Source organism: Acidovorax sp. FHTAMBA (genome assembly GCF_038958875.1).
GTDB lineage: Bacteria > Pseudomonadota > Gammaproteobacteria > Burkholderiales > Burkholderiaceae_C > Acidovorax.
In genome coordinates this window covers 2790939-2816286 of the sequence record NZ_CP152407.1, presented here as the reverse complement: position 1 = coordinate 2816286, position 25348 = coordinate 2790939, and the positions used below count along the sequence as shown (strand labels likewise).

Sequence of the window (25348 nt, the reverse complement as noted above, 5' to 3'; positions counted from 1 at the left end):
TGCAGCGGCGGGATGCCAGCGGTGGGCCAGGGTTGCTTACTTAGTCATCGTTCATCGGCACGCGCCAGCCGCGCCATGGGGTTCGGGCTGGGTGCGCAGCGGCTGGGGCGGATTCTGGAGGAGAAAACGGCACAAACGCACGCTGCGGGGTCACAAAAAGCGCCAACAAAACGGCGGGCGTAACGGCTCGGAAGTACAAATTTTTTTGCGCGCAGAAGACGGGCATTTCCAGAAATTTGGCGGCCATTGCATGTCGCTGCCTGCCAGCACGCACCACCCGTTGGCAACTAGCTGACATCTGAAGTTAACTGCTGCGCTAGTGAGCTGCCCCCGTCGGGAGATAAGCGCTGTTGCCGAGGGGCTTGAAGCGCGCTGGCCGGACAAAGTGTAGCAGAACACTCAGCCCAGGGCGGCAATGACGTCCGCCGGGGCCTGCACCAGTTCGATCAGCACGCCTTCGCCTGCAATCGGAAACTCGTCGTTGCTCTTGGGGTGCAAGAAGGTGATGTCATACCCCGCAGCCCCCTTGCGGATGCCGCCAGACGCAAAGCGCACGCCCTTGGCAGTGAGCCATTCCACCGCCCTGGGCAGGTTATCGATCCACAGGCCAATGTGGTTGAGCGGCGTGTTGTGCACGGCGGGCTTCTTGTCGATGTCCAGCGGCTGCATGATGTCCACCTCCACCCTGAAGGCGCCCTTGCCCATGGCCAGGATGTCTTCATCGACGTTCTCACGTTCGCTCTGGAAGGTGCCGGTCTGTTCCAGGCCCAGCATGTCCACCCACAAGGTCTTCATGCGTTGCTTGTCGGTGCCGCCAATGGCGACCTGCTGGATGCCCAGCACTTTGAAGGGGCGTTGGGTCGTGCTCATGAATGCTCCATATTTGATAGCTGCCAGCGCTTACTCCTCAAGCGCCAGAGGCCAAAAAGGCTAAAAAAAGGGGCGCAAAGCCCCTCTGGATGGGTTAGCGACAACAGGTCAGCGAACCTGGCGGCAGATCACTGGAATTCCAGAATGATCTGGTCCACCGAGAGTGATTCGCCCTTGCCCGCCGTGATCTTGCCCACCACGCCGTCCTGCGCGGCAAAGAGGATGTTCTCCATCTTCATGGCCTCGATCACTGCCAGCTTTTCACCTGCCTGCACCTTCTGGCCAGGCTGAACCGCCACATCGACCAGCAGGCCCGGCATGGGCGAGAGCAGGAATTTGGACAGATCGGGCGGCGCCTTGAAGGGCATCAGCTTGTGCAGACGCGCGCCCAGCGGCGACAGCACCAGCGCGTCGATCTGCGTACCGTTGTGCGCAATGCGCAGCGCCAGCGGGTTCTTGCCCACACCGCGTTCCACCTGGGCCGTAAAGCCCTGGCCGTTGCAGGCGCCCTGCACGCGAATCTGGCCCAGCGTGGCGTTGCTACTGATCTGATAGCTGGTACCGCCCACCAGTACGGCGCTGGAGCCCGATTTGTCTTCAAAGTCAGACACCGTGACTTCGTGGTGCTGGTTCTGCCCTTCGGCGCCCAGCGTGACCACCACAAACTGCTCGCCCACCTTCACCTCATGCCCGGCCAGCTGACCGCTGATGCCCGAGGCGCGTGCGCGGTAGCGGCGGTGCATGAAAGCCGCCAGCGCCACCAGGAACAGCGGGTCGCTGTGCGGCACGTCTTCGGCGTGGAAGCCCTTGCCGTAGTTCTCGGCGATGAAGCCGGTGTTGAAATCGCCCGTCACAAACTTGGGGTGCGCCAGCAGCGCGGCCTGGAACGGGATGTTGCTGCTGATGCCACGAATCACAAACCCGTTGAGCGCCGCGCGCATCTTGGCAATCGCATCGTTGCGGTCGGTGCCGTGCACGATGAGCTTGGCAATCATCGAGTCGTAGTACATGGGGATCTCGCCGCCCTCATACACGCCCGTGTCCACCCGCACGCCCCATTTTTTGGTCGTATCGGACTGGAACATTGATTCCTCTGGCGGCTGAAAGCGCACCAGACGGCCGGTGGACGGAAGGAAATTGCGGAACGGGTCTTCAGCATTGACGCGGCACTCAATGGCCCAGCCGTCGCGCTTCACATCGGCTTGTGTCAACGGCAGCTTCTCGCCCGCCGCCACGCGGATCATCAGCTCCACCAGGTCCAGGCCGGTGATGCACTCGGTCACCGGGTGCTCCACCTGCAGGCGGGTGTTCATCTCCAGGAAGTAGAAGTCCTGGTCCTTGCCGACCACAAACTCCACCGTGCCCGCGCTCTGGTACTTCACGGCCTTGGCCAGTTGCACCGCCTGCTCACCCATGGCCTTGCGGGTGGCATCGCTGATGAAGGGCGATGGTGCCTCTTCGATCACCTTCTGATGGCGGCGCTGGATGGAGCACTCGCGCTCGTTCAGGTAGATCACGTTGCCGTGGCTGTCGCCCAGCACCTGGATCTCGATGTGGCGCGGCTCCTGCACAAACTTCTCGATGAAGATGCGGTCGTCGCCAAAGCTGTTGCGGGCCTCGTTCTGGCAGCTGGCAAAGCCTTCAAACGCTTCCTTGTCGTTGAACGCCACGCGCAGGCCCTTGCCGCCGCCCCCGGCCGAGGCCTTGATCATCACGGGGTAGCCAATGCCCTTGGCAATCTCCACCGCTTGCTCGGGGCCCGCGATGGCATCGTTGTAGCCAGGAATCGTGTTGACCTTGGCCTCGTTGGCCAGCTTCTTGGACGCGATCTTGTCGCCCATGGCCGCAATCGAATGCGCCTTGGGGCCGATGAACGCAATGCCTTCATCCTCGCAGCGTTTGGCAAAGGCCTCGTTTTCGGAGAGGAAGCCATAGCCGGGGTGCACGGCCTGTGCGCCAGTCTGCTTGCAGGCCGCAATGATCTTGTCGGCCAGGAGGTAGGACTCGCGCGAGGGCGCGGCGCCAATGTGCACGGCCTCGTCGGCCAGCTTGACGTGGCGGGCTTCCTTGTCGGCGTCGGAGTAGACGGCGACGGTGGCGATGCCCATCTTTTTGGCGGTAGCGATGACCCGGCAAGCAATCTCGCCGCGATTCGCAATCAGGATTTTGGTGAACATGTTGTGTCTCTTTCCAAGGGCTCTTACCCGAAACGTATTGGGTTAGGTGCTGGCACAGCCCAGCGCAGCGGTTGGGGCTAGGCGCCGGACCGCAGGCAGTAGCAGCGCTACGACAAGGTCCGGCAACGACGCCCCAAGGGCTGTGGCAGTGCCGCTCAAAGGGGGATGTTGCCGTGCTTGCGCCATGGGTTTTCGAGCTTTTTGTCGCGCAGCATCACCAACGACCGGCAGATGCGCTTGCGCGTCTCGTGCGGCAGGATCACGTCGTCGATAAAGCCGCGTGCACCGGCCACAAACGGGTTGGCAAAGCGCTGCTTGTATTCCGCCTCACGCGCGGCCAGCTTCACCGGGTCGTTCTTGTCTTCGCGGAAGATGATTTCCACCGCGCCCTTGGCGCCCATCACCGCGATCTCGGCGTTGGGCCAGGCCAGGTTCACGTCGCCGCGCAGGTGCTTGGAGCTCATCACGTCGTACGCGCCGCCGTAGGCCTTGCGGGTGATGACGGTGATCTTGGGCACGGTGCACTCGGCATATGCGTACAGCAGCTTGGCGCCGTGCTTGATGATGCCGCCGTACTCCTGGCTGGTGCCGGGCATGAAGCCGGGTACGTCCACAAACGTGACCACCGGGATGTTGAACGCATCGCAGAAGCGCACAAAACGCGCGGCCTTGATGCTCGACTTGATGTCCAGGCAGCCCGCCAGCACCAGCGGCTGGTTGGCCACGATGCCCACGGTCTGGCCTTCCATGCGGGCAAAGCCGATCAGGATGTTCTTGGCGTATTCGGGCTGCAGCTCAAAGAAGTCCCCGTCGTCCACCGTCTTGAGGATCAGCTCCTTCATGTCGTACGGCTTGTTGGGGTTCTCGGGCACCAGGGTGTCCAGGCTCCGGTCCATGCGATCGGCCGGGTCGTTGCTGGGGCGCACCGGGGCTTTTTCGCGGTTGTTGAGCGGCAGGTAGTTGTACAGGCGGCGCAGCATCATCAGCGCCTCCACGTCGTTCTCAAACGCCATGTCGGCCACGCCGCTCTTGGTGGTGTGGGTCACGGCGCCGCCCAGTTCCTCGGCGGTGACTTCTTCGTGGGTCACGGTCTTCACCACTTCGGGGCCGGTCACGAACATGTACGAGCTGTCCTTCACCATGAAGATGAAGTCCGTCATGGCGGGCGAGTACACGGCGCCACCGGCGCTCGGGCCCATGATCATGCTGATCTGCGGAATCACGCCGCTGGCGAGCACGTTCTTCTGGAACACATCGGCATAGCCGCCCAGCGACGCCACGCCTTCCTGGATGCGGGCGCCGCCCGAGTCGTTCAGGCCGATGACCGGTGCGCCGACCTTCATGGCCTGGTCCATCACCTTGCAGATCTTCTCGGCGTGCGTTTCGCTGAGTGCGCCGCCAAACACCGTGAAGTCCTGGCTGAACACGAACACCAGGCGGCCGTTGATCATTCCGTAGCCGGTCACCACGCCATCACCGGGGATCTTGTTGTCTTCCATGCCAAAGTCGGTGCAGCGGTGCTCGACGAACATGTCCCATTCCTCGAACGTGCCGTCGTCCAGCAGCAGCTCGATGCGCTCGCGCGCGGTGAGCTTGCCCTTGGCGTGCTGCGCATCGATGCGCTTTTGCCCGCCGCCCAAGCGTGCCAGCGCACGCTTTTTCTCCAGTTGATCCAGGATGTCTTGCATGGTCGTCCTTTGGTGAATGGGTTGGTATCTACTATTCATTTGATAGCTGCCAGCGCTTGATGGGATTGCGCTAGCAGTAGATTTCTTGCTGCAGTCGATGCCGCAATGCGTCCTGCGGCCACATCGGCCTGCATCTGGGGCAGCAGCTCACGCACCTGCGGATGCTGGCGAAACGCGAGCTTGAGGCCTGCGTCGATGCGCTCCCACATCCAAGACAGCGCCTGCTTCTCGCGCCGCGTGGCCAGGCGTCCGTTGGCGGTTTGCAGCTGGCGGAACTGCGTGACGGCGGCCCAGAAGCTGTTTACGCCCTGCCCCAGCAGCGCGCTGATTTGCACCACCTTCGGGTGCCACAGCGTTTCGTCGTGGTGGGCGTTTTCCGGATTGCCGTGTTGGCTGAGCAGGCGCAGGCTCGATGTGATCTGCGCCTCGGCCCGTGTTGCGGCGTTCTTGTCGATGTCGGCCTTGTTGATGACGACCAGATCGGCAATCTCCATCACGCCCTTCTTGATGGCCTGCAGGTCGTCGCCCGCGTTGGGCAGCTGCATCAGCACGAACATGTCCGTCATGCCTGCCACCGCAATCTCGCTCTGGCCCACGCCCACGGTCTCGACGATGACCACGTCGTAGCCTGCGGCTTCGCAGACCAGCATGGCTTCACGCGTCTTCTCGGCCACGCCGCCCAGCGTGCCGCTGGACGGGCTGGGGCGGATGTACGCCTTTTCGTGCACCGACAGGTGTTCCATGCGCGTCTTGTCGCCCAGGATGGAGCCGCCCGAGACGGTGCTGGAGGGGTCGATGGTGAGCACGGCCACGCGGTGGCCCTGGCCGATCAGGTACAGGCCCAGTGCTTCGATGAAGGTGGACTTGCCCACGCCGGGCACGCCGCTGATACCGAGGCGGAAGGCCTTGCCGGTGTGCGGGAGCAGCTGGGTCAGCAGCTCGTCGGCCTGGGCGCGATGGTCCACCCGCGTCGATTCGAGCAGGGTGATGGCTTTGGACATAGCGCGGCGCTGGAGAGTGCCGGGCTGGCCAATGATTCCTTGGAGCACGTTTGGGACAGTTTTCACCCCGGCTTCGACAGGCTCAGCCCGAACGGCTGGGGGTGTGCTGGCTTCGTCTCTCCCCACCCGTTCGGGCTGAGCCTGTCGAAGCCGGGGTGCACTGGTGGATTTTCCGCGCGACTGCGCCAACTCTTGCACTCGTTCCCAATCCCCCGCCATCAATGCTTCCTTCTTAGCCCGCGACCAGCCCTTGACCTGCAGCTCGAAAGCCAGCGCGCCCTCGCGGGTCTCAAACTCACCTTGCCAGAGAAGCTCTATGGGCTTTCGCAGCGCTGTGTAGCCCACGTCACCGTTTTGATGCTGCTGCATGCGCAGCTCCATGTCATCGGTGTGGCCGACGTAGTAAGAACCGTCGGCGCAGCGCAGGATGTAAACGTAAAACGGGCGCATGTTTCAAGCGTTGAATTGGATCGGGCCCTTGATTGCATCAAACTCTTCAGCCCGAACCAGCCACGACCGTTCAGCCTGAGCCTGTCGAAGGCCCACACAGGTCAGTGCCCCGGCTTCGACAAGCTCAGCCCGAACGGTTGGGGTTATGGCAATGAGTTCCATCACGCAGCCACCGCCTTGCGAATCTGCTCCAGCACATCCTTGGCGCTGGCGGGAATGGGTGTGCCGGGGCCGTACACGCCCTTGACGCCCGACTCGTACAAGAAGTCATAGTCCTGCGCCGGAATCACCCCGCCCACGAACACGATGATGTCGTCCGCACCCTGGTCCTTGAGCGACTGGATGATGGCGGGCACCAGTGTCTTGTGGCCCGCCGCCAGCGTGCTCACGCCCACGGCGTGCACGTCGTTTTCAATCGCCTGGCGGGCACATTCCTCAGGGGTCTGGAAGAGCGGGCCCATGTCTACGTCAAACCCCAGGTCGGCAAACGCGGTGGCCACCACCTTGGCGCCCCGGTCGTGGCCGTCCTGGCCCAGCTTGGCGATCATCACGCGGGGGCGGCGGCCTTGTTCTTCGGCAAAGGCGTTGATTTCGGTCTTGAGTTTGTCCCAGCCTTCGGCCGAGTCATAGGCTGCTGCGTACACACCGGTCACCTTTTGCGTATCGGCGCGGTGGCGCCCAAAAACCTTCTCCAGCGCATCGCTGATCTCTCCCACAGTGGCACGCAGGCGCACGGCTTTGATCGACAGGTCCAGCAGATTGCCTTCGCCGCTTTCTGCTGCAGAAGTGAGAGCATCCAGCGCTTGCTGGACAAGCGCTGGGTCGCGTTTTCCCCGAATATTCTTCAGGCGCTCAATCTGGCCGTCGCGCACCTTCATGTTGTCGATTTGCAGGATGTCGACCGGGTCTTCCTTCTTGAGCTTGTATTTGTTCACGCCGACGATCACGTCCTTGCCGCTGTCGATGCGTGCCTGCTTCTCGGCGGCGGCGGCTTCGATCTTGAGCTTGGCCCAGCCGCTGTCCACGGCCTGGGTCATGCCGCCCATGGCCTCGACCTCTTCGATGATCTTCCAGGCGGCGTCGGCCATGTCCTGGGTCAGCTTTTCCATCATGTAGCTGCCGGCCCAGGGGTCGATCACGTTGGTGATGTGGGTCTCTTCCTGGATGATGAGCTGCGTGTTGCGCGCAATGCGCGAACTGAACTCGGTGGGCAGCGCAATGGCTTCGTCAAAGCTGTTGGTGTGCAGGCTTTGCGTGCCGCCAAACACGGCGGCCATGGCCTCGATGGTGGTGCGCACCACGTTGTTGTAGGGGTCCTGCTCGGTGAGGCTCCAGCCCGAGGTCTGGCAGTGCGTGCGCAGCATGAGGCTCTTGGGGTTCTTGGCGCCCGTGGCTTTCATGATGCGGCACCACAGCAGGCGGGCGGCGCGCATCTTGGCCACTTCGAGATAGAAGTTCATGCCAATCGCCCAGAAGAAACTCAGGCGCCCGGCGAACTCGTCCACGTCCATGCCCTTGTCGATGGCGGTCTTCACATATTCCTTGCCGTCGGCCAGGGTGAAGGCCAGCTCCAGCGCCTGGTTGGCCCCGGCTTCCTGCATGTGGTAGCCGCTGATCGAGATCGAGTTGAACTTCGGCATGTTCTTGGCCGTGTACTCGATGATGTCGCCAATGATCTTCATCGACGGCTTGGGCGGGTAGATGTAGGTGTTGCGCACCATGAACTCTTTCAGAATGTCGTTCTGAATGGTTCCGCTGAGCTTTTCTTGCGAGACGCCCTGCTCTTCCGCCGCCACCACATAGCCCGCCAGAACGGGCAGCACGGCGCCGTTCATGGTCATCGATACGCTGACCTTATCGAGCGGGATCTGGTCGAACAGGATCTTCATGTCCTCGACCGAGTCGATCGCCACCCCGGCCTTGCCCACGTCGCCCGTCACGCGGGGGTGGTCGCTGTCGTAACCCCGGTGGGTGGCCAGGTCGAAGGCTACAGACACGCCCTGCCCGCCCGCAGCCAGTGCCTTGCGGTAGAAGGCGTTGGATTCTTCAGCTGTCGAAAAACCTGCGTACTGGCGAATCGTCCAGGGCCGCACGGCATACATGGTGGCCTGGGGGCCGCGCAGGTAGGGTTCAAAACCCGGCAGCGTGTTGGCGTACGGCAGGCTGGCCGTGTCTTCGGCGGTGTACAGCGGCTTGACGGTGATGCCATCGGGCGTGACCCAGTTGAGGGCATTGACATCGCCACCCGGCGCCGACTTGGCTGCGGCCTTGGCCCAGGCTTCCAGCGAAGACGCGGCGAATTCGGGGGCGGTTTTGGGGGCGTTGTCACTCATGGCAAGGGCTTCTCCGAAGATGGCGGTGTGTGGGCGCAGAACGGCGCTCGGGCTAATCCCGATGTGGCGGCGAGTTTACATCATTCATAATTATTGATTCAAAATATTCTTCGCAGCTTACAATCCGACCCATGTCTGCCCTTACCCTCACTCCCCGCGCGCTGTATGAAGAGGTGGCCGAGCAATTGCGCCAGCGCATCTTCCGCCGCGAGCTGGAGCCAGGCAGCTGGATCGACGAACTCAAGATTGCCGAGGAATTCGGCATCAGCCGCACCCCCTTGCGCGAGGCTTTGAAGGTGCTGGCCGCAGAGGGCCTGGTCACGATGAAGGTGCGCCGTGGCGCCTATGTGACGGAGATGAGCGAAAAAGACCTCCGCGACGTGTACCACCTGCTCAGCCTGCTGGAGAGCGACGCCGCTGGCGTGGTGGCCACCACGGCCACACCAGAACAGCTGAAAGAATTGCAGGATCTGCACGCCGAGCTGGAAGCGGCAGCCGCCGACCGCGAGAAGTTCTTTGCCATCAACGAGCGCTTTCACATGCTGCTGCTGGAGCTGGCCGACAACCGCTGGCGCAGCCAGATGGTGGCCGACCTGCGCAAGGTGATGAAGCTCAACCGCCACAACTCCTTGTTCAAACAAGGGCGCATTGAAGATTCCTTGAGCGAACACCGCGCGATCCTGGCCGCGATGGTGGCGCGTGACGCCAAAGCCACGGCCAAAGCCATGCAGGCGCACTTTGCGCAAGGGCTGGAAGCGGCAACCTGAAAAGGTCCAACCCGCACGCGTCAGAACGTGTTTACGGTCTCAGCCAGGCCGTGCCAAGCCGCACCGGTGCGACCACGATCATTCCGCAAACAGGAACGCACCATTTGCAACACATGGGGTGATCGCTCGCAGCCCGGTCACGGCTTCGCTCGTTATCATCCTTCGGGTTTCCACCGAGGCCGTGGCGCCGCTCGCCACCGCAGCCTCTACCGCCGAGTTTGATGACTTCTACCCCCGCCGATATCGCCAGCGTTCAAACGCTGCCCCAGCTCCTGGCCTACCGCGCCGCGCGTACCCCCCATGCCGAGGCCTACCGGGCTTTTGATCCCGCCCGCCAGGCGTGGGCCAGCCTGACCTGGGCACAAACCGCAGAGCGCGTGAGCACGTGGGCCCAGGCCCTGGCCGCCATGCAGTTGCCCCGGGCAGCCCGCGTGGCCATCTTGCTGCCCAACGGCCTCAATGCCATGTGCGCCGACCAGGCCACGCTGGCCACTGGTGGCGTGCCCGTGCCGCTGCACGCCATCGACAACCCCGGAAGCATCGCCTACATCCTGGCGGACTGCGAGGCATCAATGCTGATCGTTAGCCAGGCCGACCAGTGGGAAAAGATCCGCACCGTGGGCACGCCGTTCCCGGCCCTGCGCGCCGTGGTCGCCACTGACGCCGACGAAGCCGCTATGGTGACGCTTGCGACTGGCGACGATGGCCCTGTGGTCGGTACGCTGGCGCAGTGGCTCTCCGGCGCGGAGCATGCGGCCGCGCTGCGTACCTGGGCGCCACCGGGTGAGGATGACCTGGCCGCCATCGTCTACACCTCAGGCACCACCGGCAAACCCAAAGGCGTGATGTTGACCCACCGCAACGTGGTCAGCGATGTGAAGGCGGTGCTCGAGCGCATTGCACCCACGGTGGACGACGTGTTCCTGTCTTTCCTGCCGCTGTCGCACACGTTTGAGCGCACGGGCGGCTATTACCTTCCGATTGCAGCGGGCAGTTGCGTGGCCTATGCGCGCTCGGTGGCCCAGTTGGCCGAAGACCTGAAAACCATACGCCCCACGGTGCTGGTGTCGGTGCCGCGCATTTACGAGCGCATCCACGCCAAGCTGCTCGAAAAACTCTCGCCCACGCCCTGGAAGATGCAGCTGTACGAAGCCGCGCAGAACAAGGGCTGGGCCCGGTTTTGTGCAGCCCAGGGGCTGGCTGCCCCCACGCCAGACGCCAGCAGCCAGGCCGCAGGCTGGATGGCCGCCCTGCCCTGGCCCGTGCTGCAGGCCCTGGTGGCCAAGCCTTTGCTGGCCCAGTTTGGCGGCCGTGTACGCGTGGCGGTGAGTGGCGGCGCGCCGCTGTCGCCCACCATTGCGAAGTGTTTTCTGGGCCTGGGGCTGCCGCTGATCCAGGGCTACGGCATGACCGAGACGGCACCGGTGGTGTCGGTCAACGCACTGGACGACAACGACCCCGCCTGCGTGGGCAAGGCCCTGCCCGGCGTGGAGGTGCGCATCGGCGACAACCACGAGCTGCAGGTGCGCGGCCCCATCGTGATGAAGGGCTACTGGAAGCGCCCCGAAGACACCACGCGCATCCTGGGCACCGACGGCTGGCTGGGCACCGGCGACCAGGCCGACATCCTGAACGGCCGCATCTACATCAAAGGCCGCATCAAGGAAATCATCGTCACATCCACTGGCGAAAAGATCCCGCCGGGCGACCTGGAACTGGCCCTGCTGGCCGACCCGCTGCTGGAGCAGGCCTTTGTGGTGGGCGAAAACCGCCCCTTCATCGCCTGTGTGGCCGTGCTGAACCCGGGCGAGTGGCAGCGGCTCGCCGCTGACCTGGGCCTGAACCCCCAGGCGGCTGACAGCCTGAACCACCCCAGCGTGCACCGCGCCGTGCTGGCCCGCATCGAGAAGAACACCGCCAGTTTTGCCCGCTACGCAGTGCCCCGCGCTGTGCACCTGACGCTGGAGCCCTGGACGATTGAAAACACCTTCATGACGCCTACGCTCAAGCTCAAGCGCAACAATCTGATGGCGTTTTTTGCACAGGCGATTGAGGGGATGTATCAGAAGCCTGGGGGGCGGTGAGTCACAAGGTCAGCACGCCTTCTTCGGCGTACGCCGCGCCGAAGCGGTTCGCCAGAAAGTCTTCCAGCCCCACCGCCTCCTGCCCCACAAACCCTCGCTGCGGCAACTGGCCCTGCGCCACCAGGTCCAGCGCCGTGCAGATGCCCGCTGCCGTGGTGAGCTGAATGGCGCTCAGCGTGTGCCCCGCCATCTGGGTGCCCACGATGCGGGCGGAGTACGAGTCCTGCACCAGCCGCCCGCCCTTCAGGCCCGATGCGGTGGCAAACACCACGATCACATCCTGGTCGGTGGTCGGAATGGCCGTCTCCAGAATGTCCTTGAGCAGATCGCGCCGGTCGCGCAGGCGCAGGTCGTTGAGCAGCAGCTTGAGGATGGCGTTGTGGCCGGGGTAGCGGATGGACTGGTAGTCCACCTGCCGGGCCTTGCCTGCCAGCGTTTCGGTCAGCGTGCCCAGCCCACCCGAGGTGTTGAAGGCCTCGTACTCCACGCCGTCCAGCGCAAAGGTTTCCAGCCCCTCCAGCGCGGGCACCGTGGTGCGCACGCCGTCCACAATGGCTTCGCAGGGGTTGCAATACTCGTTGATGAGGCCCTCGGTGCTCCAGGTCAGGTTGTAGCGCAGGGCGCCCTGCGGGTAGCGGGGCAGCGCACCCACGCGCATGCGCAGCGTGTGCAGGGTGTCAAAACGCCGGGCCAGGTCGTTGCCCACGATGCCGATGAACCCAGGGGCCAGCCCACATTGGGGCATGAGCACGCTACGGGCATTGGCGGCCAGGGCGCGAATGGCCTGGGTGCTGGCCACGTCTTCGGTCAGGTCAAAGTAATGCACGCCTGCGCTGGCGCACAACGTGGCCACGGGCACGGCGCGGTGGAAGGGCAATGCGTTCAGCACGGCAAAGCGACGGTCGATGGCGGCCTGCAGGCTTGCGTCGTCTGTGACCAACCGGGTGGAGATGCCCAAAGCCGCCACCTCGGCCAAGCGGGCCGGATCACGGTCCGCCACCAGGATGTCGTAGTCGCCCGACTGCTGCAGCAAGAGCGCCATCGCAAAGCCGATGTGACCCGCCCCCAGGATGGTGATGGCGCGGCGGGCGGTGGAGTTCGAGATAGTGGCAAAGGTGGTCATGGCAGCGCTCCCGGTAGTGCTCGCCGCATGCAGCGGCGAGGTGTTGTGAATGCCTTGATGCTAGGCAACAGCACTGTCAATGTGTAGCTTCAAAAACGTCGAAACCAGCTCTTTGTTTTGCCATAACGACGAATATGATGGGCGTTATGACTTTCTGGACGGAGCCCTCATGACCCAAGCCCTGGACGACACCGACCGGCAACTGCTCAGACTGTTGCAGGCCAATGCGCGCGAGGGCACGGCCACGCTGGCGCGCAAGCTAGGCTTGGCCCGCACCACCGTGGTGGCGCGCATCGCGCGGCTGGAGCGCTCGGGCGTGGTGGTGGGCTACGGGGTGCGGCTGGGTACGCGGCTTGACGCCACCACCGTGCGGGCCTGGTGCAGCATCAGCGTGCTGCCCAAGACAGCGCCCGCTGTGCTGCGCGCGCTGGAGGCCATGGCCGAGGTCGAAGAGGTATCGGCCGTGAGCGGGCCGTTTGACTACCTGGTGTTCTTGCGATGCACCAGCCACGAGCAGCTCGACACCCTGCTCGACAAGGTGGGCCAACTGGACGGCGTGCACCAGACGCAGACCAGTATCGTGCTCAGCCGCAAGATCGACCGCCGCAGCGTGGGTTCATAGCAGGCAACTGGAGTGATGCTATACATTCAGTAGCTGTTAGCGCTTTACAGTCAAGCGATTCAAGGCTTTTTGATCAGAAAAGCAGCCTTCAGGGCATTGAGGCAGCCGCCATCAACACCGGGTACCAATGCAAAAGGGCTTCCTTGTGGAAGCCCTTTTTTGAAATTGGCAGATGCTGCGAGGCACCCGCCAGAGAATGCTCCTGATTACAGAGGAGTCTTCTTGCCGTCCTTGTACACGTACAGCGTGATGGCAGGGTTCTTCATTTCGCCGTTGGGTTCAAAAGCGATGGTGGACGTGACGCCCTTGAAGTTGGACTTGGCCAGCTCGTTGACATACACCTTGGGGTCCACGGAATTGGCACGCTTCATGGCGTCGACCAGCAGGAACGTGGCGTCGTAGGTGTAGGGGCTGTAGACCTGGAACTGGCCTGGGTACTTGGCATCGTACTTGGCCTTCCAGGCCGTACCGCCAGGCATCTTGGCCAGCGAAGAACCGCCTTCAGCGCAGATCACGTTGCCCAGGGTCTTGGCACCGGCTGCCAGCTTGGCGATTTCAGACGTGCAGACGCCGTCACCACCGAAGTACTTGACGTTGCCCATGCCCAGCTGTTCCATCTGGCGCAGCATGGGGCCGGCTTGAGGGTCCATGCCGCCGAAGAACACGGCATCAGGATTCTTGGACTTGATGGCGGTCAGGATGGCCATGAAGTCGGTTGCCTTGTCGGTGGTGAACTGCTCGTCAACCACCTTCATGCCCTTGGCAGCAGCCGTTTTCTTGAACACGTCTGCCACACCTTGGCCGTAAGCAGTACGGTCGTCGATGATGGCCACGGTCTTGAGCTTCAGCGTATCCACGGCATAGAACGCCAGACCAGCGCCCAGTGCGTTGTCGTTGGCGATGATGCGGAAGGTGGTCTTGTAGCCGGGCTTGGTCAGGTTGGGGTTCGTTGCCGCGCCCGTCACCATCGGAATACCGCAGTCGTTGTAGACCTTGGAAGCTGGGATCGTGGTACCGGAGTTGAGGTGACCCACAACGCCCGCGACCTTGGAGTCGCACAGCTTTTGCGCAGCGGCCGTGCCTTGCTTCGGATCCGCAGCATCATCTTCAGCCTGAAGTTCAAACTTGATCTTCTTGCCACCGATGGTGATGCCTTGAGCGTTCAGCTCTTCAATGGCCATGCGGGCGCCATTTTCGTTGTCCTTGCCGTAGTGGGCTTGGGCGCCGGAAACCGGAGCCACGTGGCCGATCTTGACCACCTGCTCTTGTGCAGAGGCCACACCAGCAGCAGCCGCGATAGCAGCAACCACGGTCAGTTTCAACTTCAATTGCATATCAATCTCCAGTAAAGATAAACGCTGAGAATATTCTTGTGTCTCAACGCAGGCGAACATATCGCAATTTACGGGCCAGATCATTAGGGAACACGATTAAATGCGAGGGAAACCACAGGGGAATACCCTGTCATCCCTTTGTGGCTGTGGGTGCGCCACTCGCAAGCTCGTCGGCGACCGCTTCATAGACGGCGTGCCGCACGACAGATTCAATCTCCTCGCGCAGGCGCGGAAGCACGGATCGGGTCTGCTCCTGCACCACCGTGGCGATTGCCTCGCGCAGGCGTTGATCAAGGACAACATCCACCCGCTGCATGACACGGTGCACCATGTATTCCTCCATGCCTTCCGGCAGCGGGCGGGTCAACATGGGGCGGGCGGGTGCTCTTGCCGGAGCTGGTGCGGGTGCTGCCATCGGTGCCACCGGCTTGGGCGGGGGCATCGCCACGGCGGGCTGTGTCCGTGGGCTGGTTGAGCTGAATGCCGGCGGAGCCATGGGGCGGGCAGCAGGCAAGGGTGAAGGGCTCGGGGGGCGTACCGCCGGTTGCCCTGCTGAAACAGGTGCAGCCGCTGGCCTTGCACCCGTTGCTGCCGCTGGCGACATGACCGTGGTGCGCGTTGGTGCAGCGGCCGGCACCGGTGAGCGCCCGGACTCCGGCATCTGCACCACTTCGGTGAGTGTGGGCACAAAGCGCGGGGGAGTTTTGGGAGGAGGCAGAGCCATCAGCCAGCTTTCAATACAAGATCATGGCGGGTGATGGCGTAGCCGCGCGAGGCGTAGTGGCGCCAGCGCGCCCGCGCCTGTCCCCGGTCGATTTCATCGTGTGCGCTCACCACCTCCACCAGCCGGCCAAACTGGCCAAATCCTTCCAGCACGTCCGCGTGCAGGTTCAGCAGCACATCGTGGTGCGGCACAGAGCGGATATCCGTCGCAAGAAGCACAGGCGATGCAAGAACCAGATCTTCATCCGCATCGGCCATGCAATGGGCTACGAAGTCCTGGGGTGCCAGATTCCAAAGCTGGCGGTCCAGCAAGGCCAGCGTGTCCGTTGGTGCAGCAATCACAAGGCGCGCCCCGCTGCGCGTCACCTTGCGGGCAAAGCGGCAGGCGTAGGCCAGCTTGTCCGGTGCGTTGAAGTGAAACGCAACTTCGGTCATGGCGAATCAGGGCGCCTTGGCACGCGGTGCGCGTTTCGCCGTAGCAGGCTTGCGCGCGGGCTGGGCCACCTGGGCCTGCCCCAGCAGGTAGTGGATCAGCAGTCCGACCGGCCGCCCGGTGGCCCCTTTGGATGCCCCGCCCTTCCAGGCCGTGCCAGCAATATCCAGGTGCGCCCATGGCATCTCGCCCACGTACTTCTGCAGGAATTTGGCGGCGGTGATGGAGCCCCCGGCGCGGCCGGCCACATTGCCCATGTCTGCAAAGTTGCTCTTGAGCCCTTCGGCGTAGTCGTCGTCCAGGGGCATGCGCCAGCAGGGATCCTGCGCCACCTCCCCTGCGGCGTGCAGCGCCGACGCCAGCGCATCGTTGTTGGAGAACATGCCGCTGCGCACGCCCCCCAAAGCGATGACGCAGGCGCCAGTCAGCGTCGCAACGTCCACCACCGCAGCGGGCTTGAAGCGGGCCGCGTACGTCAGCGCATCGCACAGTACCAGCCGCCCTTCGGCATCCGTGTTGAGGACTTCAATGGTCTGCCCGCTCATGCTCGTGACCACATCGCCGGGTTTCACTGCGCGGCCGTCAGGCATGTTCTCGCAGGCGGGAATCAGCCCCACCACGTTGATGGGTGGCTGAAGCTCGCCCAGCGCACGGAACGCGCCCAGAACGCTGGCAGCGCCACACATGTCGAACTTCATTTCGTCCATTTCGGGGGCCGGCTTGATCGAGATGCCCCCCGTGTCGAAAGTGATGCCCTTGCCCACCAGCACCACGGGCGGCTGGTCTTTGGCCGCGCCGTTGTATCGCAGTTCGATGAACCGCAAAGGCTCCTCAGAGCCCCGGGCCACCGCCAGAAAGGCCCCCATGCCCAGCCGCGCCACCTCCGCCGGGCCGTGCACCTTGCACTGGATGCGCGGCAGCTTCGCCAGCGTCCTGGCAGCATCTGCCAGCAGGCTGGGGGTGGCATGGTTGGCGGGCCGATTTCCCCATTCCCGCGCGAACTCGATTCCGGCAACCAGCGCGACACCGGCGTCGAAATCCTCACGTGCGGCCGGCGCGTCCTGCACACCGACCACACAGCGGTTCAGGCTGCGGGCCTCGGCCTTGCTCTTGGTGGTGACGTACACATAGCTGGCTTCTGCCACCGCCTGCACGCAGGCACTGACAGCACCGGCCGACGCCTTGCCGGCAAAACACAGAACCAGGCGCTTGGTCTGGGCTGCCTTGATGGCGCTGCCCACGGCCTGCACTGCCTGGCGCGTGGCGCGCGCGGAACCATCGCCGTGCCCCACCAGCACGACGCGGCGGGCGGCTACCGCTGGCACCTGATAGAGCTGCAACTGCTTGCCGGCCTTGGTGGAAAGATCACCGTTCTTGATCGCAAGTGCCGCCAATGCCGACAGGGCATCCTTGCCAGGCTTTAATCCATCGGGTAGCAAAACAACCAGCAGGTCGCATTTTTCTGATGCAGCCGCAGCAAGTTCGAGGGTCTTGAGATCAAAGTTCATAATTGGTGTTTTCCTTCGAGCCAATGTTATTCGATTCATCCATCCGCAAGGAGCTGGCGCGCAGCTTCGGCGCGACGCTTGTGGTGCTGGTGACCGTGGTCATGACCATGATGCTCATCCGCACGCTGGGGCAGGCATCCAAGGGCAGCGTGAGCCCTTCGGATGTGATGCTGGTCATGGGCTTCACCGTGCTGGGCCAGCTGCCGACGATCCTTAGCCTGAGCCTCTTCATTGCCGTCGTGGGCACGCTTTCGCGCATGTACCGTGACAGCGAAATGGTCATCTGGTTTGCCAGTGGCCGCGGCCTGATCAGCCTTTTGCGCCCGTTGCTGCGGTTTGCCTGGCCGGTGATGGTGGTGATTGCCGTGCTGTCCCTTCTGGTATGGCCCTGGGCCAACTCCCAGATCCAGGAACTGAAAACGCGCTACGAACAGCGCAGCGACATCGACCGCATCGCTCCCGGCGAGTTTCAGGAATCCTCCAACGGCAGCCGGGTGTTTTTCATCGACAAGGACAGCCCGGACACCCAGGCGGGCAACAACATCTTCATTGCGGCCACCGAAGGCGCGCGCGAATCGGTCACCTCTGCCCGCAGTGCGCGGCTGGAGATCCGCGACGGCGAGCGCATTGCCGTGCTGAGTGATGGCCAGCGACTGGAAACCTCGCGCGATCAACCCGGCGTCAAGATCAGCGAGTTTGCCGAATACGGCACGCGCATCGGGTCTGCGCCGTCCGGCTCGCCGGAAGAGTTTTCAGTGAAGACCCGCGCCACGCACGAACTGCTCAAGAAGCCGACTCCGGCCTACCGCGCCGAGCTCGGCTGGCGCCTGGGGCTGGCACTGGCCGCCATCAACTTTGTGGTGCTGGGCCTGGCGGTGGCCAGCGTAAACCCCCGCGCGGCACGCAGCACCAGCCTGGTGTTTGCCCTCTTTGCATTCATCGTTTACTACAACCTGATGACGCTCGGACAAAGCTGGGTGGGCGCCGGCCGTCTGGGGCTGGCCAGTTTCATGCTGCTGCTGCACGGCGGCATGCTGCTGACGTCGCTGCTGATCCTGGCTGCGCGCCACAACCACTGGTCCGTGCGAAGCATCTGGCAACGCAGGCTCGCCCGGAGCGCAGCATGAAAACCCTTCGACGACTGATCCACCGCGAAGCCCTGTTTGCCGTCGCTTTTGTCACGGTGGGGTTTCTGGCACTGTTCTTTTTCTTTGATCTGGTCGATGAGCTGCGCTCGGTGGGGCGCAGGGGCCCGGAAGGCTACCAGCTCTCCCACGCATTCCTGTTCGTGGTGCTGAGCATACCCAGCCATCTGTACGAGCTGCTGCCCATCACGGTCCTGATCGGCACCATCTTCGTAATGGCACGCCTTGCGCAGAGTTCTGAGTTCACCATCATGCGCACGAGCGGGATGGGCCCCTGGCAGGCCTTGCGCACCTTGCTGGCGCTGGGCGGCTTTTTTGTGCTGCTGACCTTTGCCATCGGAGACTACATTGCCCCCGCCACCGACCGCGCCGCCCAGCTGGTCAAGGCGAAATACCTGGGCAGGCTGACCACGGGAGCCACGGGCGCCTGGCTGAAGGAGCGCCAGGAGGACCGCTCGTATGCCGTTAACGTACGCGCGCTCACGCCCAATGGGGGCATGCAGGATGTGCGCATCTTCGAGTTCGACGCCCAGGGCCGGCTGGCCTCGCAGACCCGTGCCGCTTCGGGCCAGTTCGCAGCAGATGGCGCATGGACCCTTGACAACGTGCAAACCAGCCGCTTTGAGCAGCGCGATGCGGACCAGGCGCATGTGGAGCACCTGCAGATTCCTTCGCTGCAATGGCCCACCCGGATCAGCGCCGACATGGTGGCCGCCTCGCTGCTCAAGCCCGATCGCATGGCCACCATCGACCTGTTCCAGTACATCCGGCACCTCGATGCCAATGGCCAGTCGGCCCAGCGCTATGAGATCGAGTTCTGGCGCAAAGTGTTTTATCCGCTCTCCTGCCTGGTGATGGTGGTGCTGGCGCTGCCCTTTGCCTACCTGCACTTCCGCTCGGGGGGCATCGCGGGCTACGTGTTTGGCGGGGTCATGGCGGGTATCAGCTTCTTCCTGCTGAACAACGTTTTCGGTTACGCGGGCAATCTTCAGAACTGGTCGCCGTGGCTCACCGCCGCAGCGCCCGGGCTCATTTACTCGGCGCTCTCGCTGGCCGCCTTTGGGTGGCTGGTGCTTCGCCGGTAGTTTTTTAGTCTTTTAGGCCTCTAACGCTTATGCAGCAAGCGCAAGCAGCTATCATTTTGTTTGCCCACGGTTCACGTGATGTACTTTGGCGCGTGCCGCTGGAGGCGGTAGCGGCGCGCATCGCTGCGCAGCAGCCCGACCGGCTTGTGGTGTGTGCCTATCTGGAGCTGTGCACCCCATCGCTGGCCGATGCCTGCCGCCAACTCGCGGCCCAGGGCGCAACGCAGATCACCGTAGTTCCCATGTTCCTGGGCACCGGCAAGCATGCCCGGGAAGACCTCCCCCTGCTGGTGCAGGATTTGCGCAACACCCACCCGGCTATTGAATTTCATGTGCAGGCTGCCATTGGCGAAGACCCGCGCATGACGGCATTGATGGCCGAAATTGCTTGCGAGGCCCCACCCAACTGACGTGGAGTTTTCATCGAATCGCTTAGACGGTTGCAGCATAATGATGCAACCCTTTAGGCGATATCAGATATGAACCTGCACCAATTCCGCTTCGTTCAAGAGGCGGCGCGCCGCAACCTCAACCTGACCGAGGCCGCCAAGGCCCTGCATACCTCGCAGCCCGGGGTCTCCAAAGCCATCATCGAGCTGGAAGAAGAATTGGGCGTGGACATCTTTGCCCGCCACGGCAAACGCCTCAAGCGCATCACCGAGCCCGGCCAGCACGTGCTCAAAAGCATTGAAGTCATCATGCGCGAGGTGGGTAACCTGAAGCGCATTGGCGAGCAGTTCAGCGCGCAGGACAGCGGCACCTTGAGCATCGCCACCACCCACACCCAGGCCCGCTATGTGCTGCCGGTGCCTGTGGCCCGGCTGCGCGAGGCCTATCCCAAGGTCAACATCAGCCTGCACCAGGCCACCCCGCACGAGGTGGCGCGCATGGTGATCGACGAAGTGGCCGAGATCGGCATGGCCACCGAATCGCTGGCCGACTACCCCGACCTCGTCACCCTGCCCTGCTACGAATGGCAGCACGTGCTGGTCGTGCCCAACGACCACCCGCTGGCGCAAAAGGAACGCATCGGCCTGGACGACCTGGCCCACGAATCCCTCATCACCTACCACCCCTCCTTCACCGGCCGGGGCAAGATCGACCACGCCTTTGCGGCGCGCAAGCTCACGCCCCGCATCGTGCTCGAAGCCATCGACTCCGACGTGATCAAGACTTACGTGCGCCTGGGTCTGGGCATCGGCGTCGTGGCCGAGATGGCCATGCGCGACGACCCGGTGGGCGACCTGGCCGTGCGCCCGGTGGGGCACCTTTTTGGCCAAAGCGTGGCCCGTGTGGCTTTCAAACGCAGCGCTTACCTGCGCAATTTTGTCTACAAGTTTGCCGAACTGCTCAGCGACCGCCTGAGCCGCGACCTTATCGCCCGCGCGATGACGGGCCACGTCAACGATTACGAGCTGTGATTGCGTCGTGATCCACCTGCCCCTGAAACACCTTTGATTTTTACGTTGTTTGCGCCATGACCCCAGCCAGTGCTACCGCCCGTACCCCGTCTTTCCCCAGCAAGCTGCCCCACGTCGGCACCACCATCTTCACGGTGATGTCGGCCCTGGCCACCGAACACAAGGCCGTCAACCTGGGCCAGGGCTTTCCAGACTTTGAATGCGCCCCCGAGCTGGTGAACGCCGTCACCGCTGCCATGCAGGCCGGGCACAACCAGTACCCGCCCATGCCCGGCATCCCCGCGCTGCGCGAGGCCGTAGCCCGCAAGATCGAGGCGCTGCACGGCCGCGCCTACAACCCCAACACCGAAATCACCATCACCGCTGGCGCCACGCAGGCCATCATCACCGCCATCCTGGCCATCGTGCATGCTGGCGACGAGGTGATCGTGCTCGACCCCTGCTACGACAGCTATGTGCCCAACATCGAGCTGGCCGGTGGCAAGGCGGTGCGCGTGCCGCTCACACCCGGCACCTTCCGGCCCGACTTCGCCAGGATCAGCGCGGCCATCACGCCGCGCACCCGCGCCATCCTCATCAACAGCCCGCACAACCCCAGCGCCACCATCTGGACGGCCGAGGAAATGCGCCAGCTCGAAGACCTGCTCGCCCCCACCGACATCCTGCTCATCAGCGACGAGGTGTACGAGCACATGGTGTTCGACGGCGCCGAGCACCAGAGCGCAGCGCGCTTTGCAGGCCTGGCCGCCCGCGCGTTCATCGTGTCAAGCTTTGGCAAGACCTTCCACGTCACGGGCTGGAAAGTCGGCACTGTGGCGGCCCCCGCCGCCCTGACGGCCGAGTTCCGCAAGGTGCACCAGTTCAACGTGTTCACCGTCAACACGCCCATGCAGCATGGCCTTGCTGCCTACCTGAAAGACCCCACGCCCTACCTGCAACTGCCCGCGTTCTACCAGGCCAAGCGTGACCTGTTCCGCCAAGGTTTGGAGGGCTCGCGCTTCAAGCTGCTGCCCAGTACCGGCAGCTACTTCCAGTGCGTGGACATCTCGGCCATCAGCGATTTGAACGAAGCCGATTTCTGCCAATGGCTAACGCGCGAAGTGGGCGTGGCGGCGATTCCGCTGTCGGCGTTCTATGGCGACGGGTTTGACCAGCGGGTGGTGCGGTTCTGCTTTGCCAAGAAGGACGAAACGCTGCGTGCAGCGCTGGAGCGGCTGCGCAAGCTCTGATCTGCAGGGCCTATTGAGGCCCTACCTCGTCTGCCGCGCCAGCCACACCCCCGCCACTGCCAACGCCATCCCCACCAGCGCCCAGCCGCTGAGCGTCTCGGGGTGATCTCACTTTCCGTGCAGAAAACCCGGTTAAGAGCTACGGGTTAACCCGCAATTTTTTATTGTCTGGAATTATCAGTAGCGAATACGTAGACTGCAGCAGGCTTGCGACCACGCCAGCCACGGGAGGACCAGCTTGTCTAGCTACTACCTACGTTTCGTTGGCGCCGATACCCTGCCAAAATCGCTATCTAAGCGGGAAGTCGAAGAGTGCTTTGGGCTGAGCATTGAAGACATCCAGGAGCTGCGCCCGCCCCGGTTCAGAGGGACTGCACGCCTTGGCGCTGCAGTCCAACTGGTCATGCTGCGCGCCACCGGGCGGCACCCCGATGCCTTTTCAGGCCTCCCCTCCGTTTTGCTGCGGTACCTGACCTCAGCGCTTGGTATGCATGCGACGGATATCGCTTCGGTGACCTCGCTGTACAAGGACAAGGACACGCGATACGAGCACCAGCTCTGGGCTCGGGAACGTGTCGGCTTCGCGGTAGTAGATGACACCACCAAACCGCTCCTGGCAGATGCTTTGGGGGAGCTTTCCGCCTCAGCGGTATCAGTCGATGACCTGATCCAACAGTCAGAACACTGGCTTTTTGATCGACGGATCGTCCTGCCTGGTGACCGGACACTGCGCGACATGGCGCGCATGGCCTTTGCTGAACAGGAGAATGCAGCAATCGCAGCGGTCCGCACCTGCGCGCCACCCAAACAGGTTCAGGCGGCGCTCTCGCACGCATTCTCAAAGCGATCAGGGCCTGGCGGTCACACAGTGCTGGAGTGGCTGCGCACACCCCCAGGGAAGCACGGGCAGATCACGCTGAGCGAGGTCACCAAGAAAATCGAGTGCCTCAAGTCACTGCAAGTTCACAAGTGGAAGCTGTCGGCGATTCCATTGAATCGTCTCAGGGCGTACAGCCAAGAGGTGATCAATCGTCCACCCTCCGCGACGAAATTTCTCTCTGAGGATCAGCGCGATCTGCGCATCGTCTCTTTCCTGCATGTCACCCTCTTGGATCAAACCGATCTCGCCGCAGACATCGGTGCGCGATGTCTCACAGATCTTTATCACAAGGCCTCTGGCAAGGTCCTAAAGAAGCAGGCCGAAAGTGCTGTGGATCTGCGTGCCGAGCGCGTCAAGCTGAAGGACATTCTCTACGACACGCAGTTGACCGATGCTCAGATCGTCGCGGCGATGCGCGACCTGGTACCCAAGAATGGAGAAAACTTTGCTGGCACGCGGGCTCAATTCGTCCGCGAAACACTGGTGAAGGATCAAGCGCCGCGTATGTCTGCCCTGCTCAATGCCCTCGGAGTCCTGGAGATCAAAGGCGACGAAACGGACAAGGCGCTCAAGCAGCTCAAGACGCTGCGCGATTTGTCCAAACGCGGCATCAGCAGCCTTCCCGAGGGGTTTGATGTGTCGGTTGCGGACCCAAGCTGGCACTCGCTGCTGGAAGGCCCTGATCGCAAGGTTGCTCTTGCAGCTCTCAAAGCAAGCGCAGCGACTTCTTTGAAGAAAGCGATCAAGGGCGGAAAGCTGTGGCTGGAACACAGCAGCCGCCATCGCAACCGTGCCGATCAGCTGATACCCGAAACGCAGTGGGCCGAGAAGCACAAGTCGCTGATCCGAGCTTTGAGCTTGACGGACAATCCAGATAAGTTCCTGGAGCGCGTGCTGGGACGGGTCAAAGCGGGCATCGGCCAACTGGTGCAGGCCGTGGAGGACGGGGCCTTGACCATAGACAGCCAGGGGCATATTCACATTGCACCGATTCAGGCGCTTGAAGTCGAACCCCAGGTCACCAAGACACGCGAGAGCATGTTCAACATGATCGGCGATGCCCAGTTTGGCAACATGCTGGTCGAGATCGACGCAAAAAGCGGCTTTAGCCAGGCTCTGCTAGGCCGCAGAGCCAAAGACATGGCTGAACTGAAGGCCGTCTACGGCGCCCTATACACACACGGAACAGAGAACACTGCCAAAGGTGTATGCGCGATGATCCCAGGCCTGCAGGTGTCTCAGGTCACTATGGCCATGCGTGCAACGGAGGCCAGCGGCCGTTTGCGGGAGGCCAACTCACGGGTCATTGAGTTCCAGCAAAGCATGCCTATTGCCAAACTCTGGGGCCAGGGCGACAAAGCATCCTCTGATTCGATGACGCTCGATACGTCACGGTACCTGCACTCGGCGCGTATGGAATACCGCCGCAAGCAGCATGGTGTTGGCATCTATGTGCACATGCTTGATACCTGGGCACTGTTTCATGACCAGCCTATCGTGATCAATGACCGGCAAGCAGCGCCAGCGGTGGACGGTGTCGAAGCGCACAACTGTTCCCGCCGCGAGGACCAGATCCGACTATCCCTGCTTGCTGTGGACACCCATGGCTACACCAACGCAGCGATGGCCATCGCCAAGTTGCTGGGCTTCGATCTGTGCGTCCGTTTGCGCCAATTGTCGGAACGTAAGATGTTCTTGGCCAGGGGGGACACTGTGCCGGAAGCTTTGGAGCGCCTAACCGTTGGGAAGGTCTCGCTTGGGAAGATTCGAGCCGGATGGATGGACCTACTGCACCTGGTTGCCTCTATCCGGCAAGGGCGCTTGACAGCTGGAGAAGCTATCGCCCGCCTTGGCAGCGCGGCGCGGGGCGATCCCGTGCACGCTGCCGCAGACGAATTGGGCAAGTTGCTGCGTACGATCTTTTTGTGTGACTATTTCACCATTCCCGAGTTTCGCCGCGAGATGCATGCCTTGCTCAACAGGGGCGAATCTGTACACCAGCTGCAGCGCGCTGTGTACCACGGACGTGTAGGAGTCTCACGCGGGCGCAGGGCTGATGAGCTGCGGGCTATCTCAACAGCGCACACCCTGCTGACCAACGTCGTGATCAGCTGGAACACCATGAAGATGCAAGATGTCGTGGATCGCTGGAAGGTGGCCAAACACCCCATAGATGAAAGCTGGCTGCGCCGCATCGGACCCGTGCACTTCGAGCACGTGAATTTTCGGGGGACGATTGCGTTCGACATGGATCCTTACATCGATGCGCTCATTGAGCGCCCAGCCAAGCAGCGTGTGGCACGTTTGCAGTGAATCGGTAATTTGAGCCACTACCGAGCGAACCAGCCGGAGTCAAGACCAGTGTCGAAGTCCTTGCGCCCCCCCACCGTGAGCCCTCGCCCGTGCTCCAAGACGCACTCCTGGACGCGCGCAAGTTTTCAAATGTCAGCTCTTTTTGCGTGCGATTTACCGGGT

Annotated in this window: 19 protein-coding genes and 1 pseudogene; 9 read left to right on the top strand and 11 right to left on the bottom strand. The window is 62.8% G+C overall.

The genetic code is table 11. The annotated features are described in order from the left end of the window. Positions 1-399: 399 nt before the first annotated feature. The 6 genes and pseudogenes from AAFF19_RS13250 to scpA all read right to left on the bottom strand — a co-directional run bounded on the left by AAFF19_RS13250 (position 400) and on the right by scpA (position 8519). A complete protein-coding gene (locus AAFF19_RS13250) occupies positions 400-870 on the bottom strand; it encodes a VOC family protein (RefSeq protein ID WP_342720319.1) in 471 nt (156 codons plus the stop codon). 128 nt (positions 871-998) lie between these two features. Then, positions 999-3047 (bottom strand): acetyl/propionyl/methylcrotonyl-CoA carboxylase subunit alpha, encoded by a 2049-nt coding sequence (locus tag AAFF19_RS13245; protein WP_182119546.1) that lies wholly within the window; start codon positions 3045-3047, stop codon positions 999-1001. A 155-nt stretch (positions 3048-3202) separates the two neighbouring features. Beyond that, positions 3203-4735, bottom strand: coding sequence for an acyl-CoA carboxylase subunit beta (locus AAFF19_RS13240; RefSeq protein WP_010458871.1), 1533 nt, complete (start codon positions 4733-4735; stop codon positions 3203-3205). 35 nt (positions 4736-4770) lie between these two features. Further along, positions 4771-5802: a methylmalonyl Co-A mutase-associated GTPase MeaB gene (gene meaB, locus AAFF19_RS13235; RefSeq protein WP_220459074.1), complete on the bottom strand. Its 1032-nt coding sequence runs from the start codon at positions 5800-5802 to the stop codon at positions 4771-4773. Between the two features lie 174 nt (positions 5803-5976). Continuing rightward, a pseudogene (locus AAFF19_RS13230) lies at positions 5977-6186 on the bottom strand (GIY-YIG nuclease family protein); the annotation flags it as partial. A gap of 161 nt (positions 6187-6347) precedes the next feature. Next, the gene (gene scpA, locus AAFF19_RS13225) at positions 6348-8519 is read right to left on the bottom strand and encodes a methylmalonyl-CoA mutase (protein ID WP_182119548.1); all 2172 of its coding nucleotides are present in this window, start codon (positions 8517-8519) and stop codon (positions 6348-6350) included. A 131-nt stretch (positions 8520-8650) separates the two neighbouring features. Between scpA and AAFF19_RS13220 the strand changes: the two genes are divergently transcribed. Further along, entirely contained in the window at positions 8651-9286 is a 636-nt protein-coding gene (locus AAFF19_RS13220; RefSeq protein ID WP_342720318.1) for a GntR family transcriptional regulator, read from the top strand. A gap of 221 nt (positions 9287-9507) precedes the next feature. Further along, a complete protein-coding gene (locus AAFF19_RS13215; RefSeq protein ID WP_342720317.1) occupies positions 9508-11370 on the top strand; it encodes a long-chain fatty acid--CoA ligase in 1863 nt (620 codons plus the stop codon). Between the two features lies 1 nt (position 11371). On the opposite strand, the gene AAFF19_RS13210 is transcribed toward AAFF19_RS13215, so the two are convergent. Further along, positions 11372-12493, bottom strand: coding sequence for a saccharopine dehydrogenase NADP-binding domain-containing protein (locus AAFF19_RS13210; protein WP_342720316.1), 1122 nt, complete (start codon positions 12491-12493; stop codon positions 11372-11374). A 169-nt stretch (positions 12494-12662) separates the two neighbouring features. Here AAFF19_RS13210 and AAFF19_RS13205 point away from each other — a divergent pair, with 169 nt between their 5' ends. After that, a complete protein-coding gene (locus AAFF19_RS13205; RefSeq protein WP_342720315.1) occupies positions 12663-13115 on the top strand; it encodes an Lrp/AsnC family transcriptional regulator in 453 nt (150 codons plus the stop codon). A 206-nt stretch (positions 13116-13321) separates the two neighbouring features. On the opposite strand, the gene AAFF19_RS13200 is transcribed toward AAFF19_RS13205, so the two are convergent. From AAFF19_RS13200 to AAFF19_RS13185, 4 genes are all read right to left on the bottom strand, one after another. Next, on the bottom strand, positions 13322-14449 hold the full coding sequence (locus AAFF19_RS13200) for a branched-chain amino acid ABC transporter substrate-binding protein (RefSeq protein ID WP_008904851.1): 1128 nt from the start codon (positions 14447-14449) through the stop codon (positions 13322-13324). A gap of 130 nt (positions 14450-14579) precedes the next feature. Next, positions 14580-14819, bottom strand: a complete 240-nt coding sequence (locus AAFF19_RS13195; RefSeq protein WP_182119553.1) for a hypothetical protein — start codon at positions 14817-14819, stop codon at positions 14580-14582. Positions 14820-15172: 353 nt separating this feature from the next. Then, a complete protein-coding gene (locus tag AAFF19_RS13190; RefSeq protein WP_008904848.1) occupies positions 15173-15607 on the bottom strand; it encodes a DNA polymerase III subunit chi in 435 nt (144 codons plus the stop codon). A gap of 6 nt (positions 15608-15613) precedes the next feature. Next, positions 15614-17113, bottom strand: coding sequence for a leucyl aminopeptidase (locus AAFF19_RS13185; RefSeq protein WP_342720314.1), 1500 nt, complete (start codon positions 17111-17113; stop codon positions 15614-15616). A 23-nt stretch (positions 17114-17136) separates the two neighbouring features. Between AAFF19_RS13185 and lptF the strand changes: the two genes are divergently transcribed. The 6 genes from lptF to AAFF19_RS13155 all read left to right on the top strand — a co-directional run bounded on the left by lptF (position 17137) and on the right by AAFF19_RS13155 (position 25186). After that, a complete protein-coding gene (gene lptF / locus AAFF19_RS13180) occupies positions 17137-18240 on the top strand; it encodes an LPS export ABC transporter permease LptF (protein WP_342720313.1) in 1104 nt (367 codons plus the stop codon). After that, complete coding sequence (gene lptG, locus AAFF19_RS13175) at positions 18237-19343, top strand: LPS export ABC transporter permease LptG (protein ID WP_342720312.1); 1107 nt, start codon at positions 18237-18239, stop codon at positions 19341-19343. Before lptF ends, lptG begins: the two co-directional genes overlap by 4 nt. A 29-nt stretch (positions 19344-19372) precedes the next feature. Beyond that, on the top strand, positions 19373-19753 hold the full coding sequence (locus AAFF19_RS13170; RefSeq protein ID WP_034694052.1) for a CbiX/SirB N-terminal domain-containing protein: 381 nt from the start codon (positions 19373-19375) through the stop codon (positions 19751-19753). Between the two features lie 69 nt (positions 19754-19822). Beyond that, positions 19823-20764 (top strand): CysB family HTH-type transcriptional regulator, encoded by a 942-nt coding sequence (locus tag AAFF19_RS13165; RefSeq protein ID WP_182119558.1) that lies wholly within the window; start codon positions 19823-19825, stop codon positions 20762-20764. 56 nt (positions 20765-20820) lie between these two features. Further along, positions 20821-21993 (top strand): pyridoxal phosphate-dependent aminotransferase, encoded by a 1173-nt coding sequence (locus AAFF19_RS13160; protein WP_342720311.1) that lies wholly within the window; start codon positions 20821-20823, stop codon positions 21991-21993. Between the two features lie 238 nt (positions 21994-22231). Then, positions 22232-25186: a Tn3 family transposase gene (locus tag AAFF19_RS13155; RefSeq protein WP_182119615.1), complete on the top strand. Its 2955-nt coding sequence runs from the start codon at positions 22232-22234 to the stop codon at positions 25184-25186. The last annotated feature ends 162 nt before the right edge of the window (positions 25187-25348 follow it).

Bases quoted from the DNA above. Each gene is read 5' to 3' on its own strand.
- AAFF19_RS13210 (WP_342720316.1), bottom strand. From the start codon at position 12,493: ATGACCACCTTTGCCACTATCTCGAACTCCACCGCCCGCCGCGCCATC.
- lptG (WP_342720312.1), top strand. From the start codon at position 18,237: ATGAAAACCCTTCGACGACTGATCCACCGCGAAGCCCTGTTTGCCGTC.
- AAFF19_RS13195 (WP_182119553.1), bottom strand. From the start codon at position 14,819: ATGTTGACCCGCCCGCTGCCGGAAGGCATGGAGGAATACATGGTGCAC.
- AAFF19_RS13165 (WP_182119558.1), top strand. From the start codon at position 19,823: ATGAACCTGCACCAATTCCGCTTCGTTCAAGAGGCGGCGCGCCGCAAC.
- AAFF19_RS13220 (WP_342720318.1), top strand. From the start codon at position 8,651: ATGTCTGCCCTTACCCTCACTCCCCGCGCGCTGTATGAAGAGGTGGCC.
- scpA (WP_182119548.1), bottom strand. From the start codon at position 8,519: ATGAGTGACAACGCCCCCAAAACCGCCCCCGAATTCGCCGCGTCTTCG.
- AAFF19_RS13160 (WP_342720311.1), top strand. From the start codon at position 20,821: ATGACCCCAGCCAGTGCTACCGCCCGTACCCCGTCTTTCCCCAGCAAG.
- AAFF19_RS13205 (WP_342720315.1), top strand. From the start codon at position 12,663: ATGACCCAAGCCCTGGACGACACCGACCGGCAACTGCTCAGACTGTTG.
- lptF (WP_342720313.1), top strand. From the start codon at position 17,137: ATGTTATTCGATTCATCCATCCGCAAGGAGCTGGCGCGCAGCTTCGGC.
- AAFF19_RS13170 (WP_034694052.1), top strand. From the start codon at position 19,373: ATGCAGCAAGCGCAAGCAGCTATCATTTTGTTTGCCCACGGTTCACGT.
- AAFF19_RS13250 (WP_342720319.1), bottom strand. From the start codon at position 870: ATGAGCACGACCCAACGCCCCTTCAAAGTGCTGGGCATCCAGCAGGTC.
- AAFF19_RS13240 (WP_010458871.1), bottom strand. From the start codon at position 4,735: ATGCAAGACATCCTGGATCAACTGGAGAAAAAGCGTGCGCTGGCACGC.
- AAFF19_RS13215 (WP_342720317.1), top strand. From the start codon at position 9,508: ATGACTTCTACCCCCGCCGATATCGCCAGCGTTCAAACGCTGCCCCAG.
- AAFF19_RS13200 (WP_008904851.1), bottom strand. From the start codon at position 14,449: ATGCAATTGAAGTTGAAACTGACCGTGGTTGCTGCTATCGCGGCTGCT.
- AAFF19_RS13190 (WP_008904848.1), bottom strand. From the start codon at position 15,607: ATGACCGAAGTTGCGTTTCACTTCAACGCACCGGACAAGCTGGCCTAC.
- AAFF19_RS13185 (WP_342720314.1), bottom strand. From the start codon at position 17,113: ATGAACTTTGATCTCAAGACCCTCGAACTTGCTGCGGCTGCATCAGAA.
- AAFF19_RS13245 (WP_182119546.1), bottom strand. From the start codon at position 3,047: ATGTTCACCAAAATCCTGATTGCGAATCGCGGCGAGATTGCTTGCCGG.